General features: G+C 77.3%; 2 protein-coding genes. Both read right to left on the minus strand.

The genetic code is table 11. From position 1 onward, the window contains the following. On the minus strand, window positions 1–309 hold a 309-nt coding region (locus AOK18_RS25255; RefSeq protein ID WP_157865181.1), incomplete at its 3' end, for a hypothetical protein. Beyond that, complete coding sequence (locus AOK18_RS25260) at window positions 306–4,073, minus strand: DEAD/DEAH box helicase (protein ID WP_055695823.1); 3,768 nt, start codon at window positions 4,071–4,073, stop codon at window positions 306–308. The genes AOK18_RS25255 and AOK18_RS25260, both read right to left, overlap by 4 nt. Window positions 4,074–4,110: the final 37 nt, after the last annotated feature.

Genomic DNA, 4,110 nt, shown 5'->3' on the forward strand with positions numbered 1-4,110 from the left:
GCTGACGGCGGCGGTCCCGGCGACGGCCACCGCGTCGGGACGTGCGCGGAGCGCGGTTTCGACGCGCTCCCAGTCGGCGTCCGTGAGTTCGGCGACGAGCAGCCGGGGCCGGGCGACGCGACCGCCGGGCAGGGGGAACTTGGTCGTGGCGAAGCCCCGGTTGACGTTGAGCGTGCCCGCCTCCCCGGTGAGCAGCAGACGCCGTGCCGCGTCGGGGAGCGCGGTGCCCGATGCGGCCCGGGTGAGGGCGGCGGTGAGGGAGGCGGTCAGGGCGCGGGCCCATCCGGCGGTGGTGTGCGGCCCGCTCACCGGGGTTCCCCCAGGGCCACGAGGTCGGCCAGTTCCCGGTCGGTCAGCCGGGTGAGCGCCCGGTCCCCGCCGGTCAGGACGGCGGAGGCCAGGGCGCGCTTGCGGGTGAGGAGTTCGTCGATGCGGTCCTCGACGGTGTGCCGGGTGATCAGGCGGTGCACGGTCACGGTCCGGTGCTGGCCGATGCGGTGGGCACGGTCGGTGGCCTGGTCCTCGACGGCGGCGTTCCAGCTGCGGTCGTAGTGGACGACGTGGGCGGCACGGGTGAGGGTCAGACCGGTCCCGGCCGCTCTGAGGGACAGGACCAGCACCGGGTGCCGGCCGGCCTGGAAGGCGTCGACCCCGCGCGTCCGTTCGGCCAGGGGCGTCGCCCCGTGCAGGAAGAGCGGGTCGTGCCCGAGGTGGGTGAGGAGGGCGGTGAGCAGGCGGCCCATGGCGACGTAGCCGGTGAAGACCAGGACGGCCTCCTCGCGCGCCCGGATCGTCTCCAGCAGGTCGACGAGGGCGGCGGTCTTGGCCGAACGCGCCGTGAACGCGGCCGACTCGCCGCCGGCGGGCGGCTGTTCCCGCAGGTAGTGGGCGGGATGGTTGGTGATCTGCTTCAGCGCGGTCAGGAGCCTGAAGACCAGACCGTTGCGTTCGATGCCGCGGGCGTCCCGGATCTGCCGCAGGGTCTCGCGGACGACCGCCTCGTACAGGCCGGCCTGCTCGGTGGTCAGCCGCACCGGACACGGCCGGTCGATCTTCGCGGGGAGGTCGGGGGCGATCCCGGGGTCGGTCTTGCGGCGCCGGAGCAGGAACGGGGCGACGACCCGGCCCAGCGCGGCGGCCTCCGCGCCGTCGGGGTTCTTCTCCGCGGCGTTCGCCCAACGGGACCGGAACGCCGTCAGCGGCCCGAACAGACCCGGGTTGGTCCAGTCGAGCAGCGCCCACAGCTCGGACAGGTTGTTCTCCACCGGGGTGCCGGTCAGCGCCAGGCGGGTGGTGGAGGGCAGGGCGCGCAGCCGGCGGGCGGTGGTGGAGGCGGGGTTCTTCGCGTGCTGGGCCTCGTCGGCGACGACCAGGCCCCAGTGGCGCTCGGCGAGGCGGCCGGGGTCGCGGCGCAGCAGGTCGTAGGTGGTGACCACCAGCGTGGTGGCGGTGACCGCCTCCAGCGTGCGGTCGGCGCCGTGGTAGGCGACGACCGGCAGGCGGGGGGCGAAACGGGCGGCCTCCCGGCACCAGGTGGCCACGAGGGACGCCGGGCAGACCACCAGCGTCGGACCGGAACCGCGGCGCTGGTGGTGCAGGGCGAAGGCGAGCGTGGTGAGGGTCTTGCCCAGCCCCATGTCGTCGGCGAGGAGGGCACCGAACCCGAGGCGTGTGGTGTGCGCGAGCCAGGTCAGGGCCCGGTGCTGGTAGCCGCGCAGAGCGGCCGTCAGCCCGGCGGGCGCGGGCACCGCCTCGGGATGGTGTTCGCCCTGCCGCAGCACGCCGATCATGTCGGCGAGCGGTCCGGCGGGCCGGCAGGCGACCGTGTCACCGTCGACGGCGACGGTGCCCGACAGCGCGGCGGTCAGCGCCTGCGTCCCGGGCAGCCGGCCCAGGAGCCGGTGGCGGGCACGGCGCCGCAGGACGGGGTCGGCCAGCACCCACTCCCCCCGGATGCGCACCAGCGGCCGGGCCGCTTCGGCGAGGGCGTCCATCTCCTCCTCGCTGAGGTCGGAGCCGTCGAGGGCGACCTGCCAGCGGAAGTCGAGCAACGCCGTCACACTGAACCGCGACCGCTCCCCGGCCGGCCCGGCCCGCCCGGCCGTCCCGGCGGATCGGGCGGACCCGGTCGTCCGGACGGGGCCGGCTTCCTCCTCCCCGTCCGGTGTGCCGACGACCGCTGCCGCCGACAGGGCGGTGCGCAGCCGCTCGGGCCACACCACCCGTACGCCCGCTGCGGCGAGTCCGGCCTCCCGCTCCAGCAGCGCGACGATCGCGCGGGAGTGCAGGACGCACTGCCGCGGGGGCCCCTCACCGGCCATCGAGGCCAGGGGGTCCAGGTCCGGATGCAGCCGGGCGGCCCGCCGCAGGACCCGCCGCACCCGCGGCCGGACCGTGTCGGCGCCCTCCCCGCCGACACGCGCGGCGCCGGACCACACCCGGGCGGCGGCCACCTCGCCCGGTTCGTCCGGTCCGTCCGGGAGCGGGCCCGCGGAGGCGGTGTCCGCCGGGGCCAGGTGCAGGTCGGCGGTGAGCCGGCCGGCGGCGGCCTGCTCGTCGTCGGGCGGCCGGATCCGCAGGATCAGCCGGGGGGCCGGGCCGCTGTCGACCAGGTCCTCCACGTCGTCCAGCCAGCCGCCTACCGCGTCCCGCGCTCCGGGGGCGACCGGGCCCGGCGCGGACGCCGTCCACGGGCCGGTACCGCACAGGACGGCGGCCGGGGTGCGCACCAGCGCGTCGGCCACCGCGTCGCAGCAGGCGAGGAGCGCCTGCCGCGCGGCCGCACCGGGATCGGACGGCGCGTCACCGGGCACTACGGCACCGGGCAGTACGGCACCGGGCGGCGCCGCGGCGGCGAGCGCCGTCAACGCCCCCTCGGCCTCCACCGGGACCGGGCCCACCCGCCACACCGCGTACCCGCGCTCGTCGAGCGCGGGACGGACGAGCCGGGCACGGACGAGCTGCAGGGCGATGTGCACCGCCCGCTGCCAGAACAGCGCGGTCGGGTCCGCTCCCTCCCCGGCCCGGTGCACCGCGGGTAAACCCTCCGCGAGCGGGACGTACCGGCCGGTCCCCGGCAGCACGCGGGAACGGGAGCCGCCGTCCCGCACCCACCACGCCGCCGGGCCCGCACCCCGCGCGGGCACGAACGACACCGCGCGGCCCGCCGCGACCGCTTCGCGCAACCGGATCGGTGAGGGGGCGACCGGCGTGACCACGGAGCCTGCTCCCGCGGACCGCGATCCCTCCGCACCACGGCGGGCGGAGCCGAGGACATCGGGGTCGCCGAGGGCGCCGGGGGCGGCAGCGCCGCCGACGGTGCCGGCGCCCTCGGCCGCGTCGACGGAGGCGAGCTTGCGCAGCAGTTTCAGCGCCGCGGCACCGCGTGCCGCGTTCTTGTCCGGGCCGACCGCGGTGGCCTGGACCCGCAGGTCACTGTCCCGGTGGCGGCAACGGTAGGTGCACTCCACGCGCGGCCCCAGGACGCGCAGCGTCGACTCGGGCCTGGTGATCGCTTCCCGCTGGTAGTGCTTGTTGAGCGTCTTGACGGGGTCCTGGCCCTGCGCGGGGACCGTGATGCGTACGGCCTCGGCCCGCCCGTCCTCGACCTGCGGGGCGGGCTCCGGCAGACCGGCCAGTTCGGCGAGCAGCGCGCAGCAGGCGTAGTGCTTGGCCGTCCCGCGCGACCGGGCGGCCCGCTCCGGCCCGGTCCACGTGCGCTCCGCCCGCAGCCGGGCCCGCACGCGGTGGCGGCCACCGGCGCCGTCCGCCGCCTCCTCCTCGTAGAACAAGCCGTGTCCTTCGCCGCCACCGTCACCGGCACCTTGCTGCGCGGCGTACCAGTGCAGCAGCCTGGCCGGAGCCGGGGGCATCGCGGCGGCACGCCGGAGCGCCGCCGTGCGCACCTCCGTCCACTCCTCGCCCCGGGCGGCGAGGAGCAGCAGGTACAGGTCGCGGTGGCGCAGCCGTCCCGAGCCGGCCCGGCGCAGCGCCTCCTCCGCCAGCTCCGGGCCGGGTCCCCGCCCCGCCGACAGGGCGCGCAGCAGGCGGTGTTCGAAGACCTCCGTCAGCATGCCGGGCAGGACCGGGCGCCCGGCATGCTGACGGAGG

Source organism: Streptomyces prasinopilosus, from assembly GCF_001419695.1.
Classification (GTDB): Bacteria; Actinomycetota; Actinomycetes; order Streptomycetales; family Streptomycetaceae; genus Streptomyces; species Streptomyces prasinopilosus.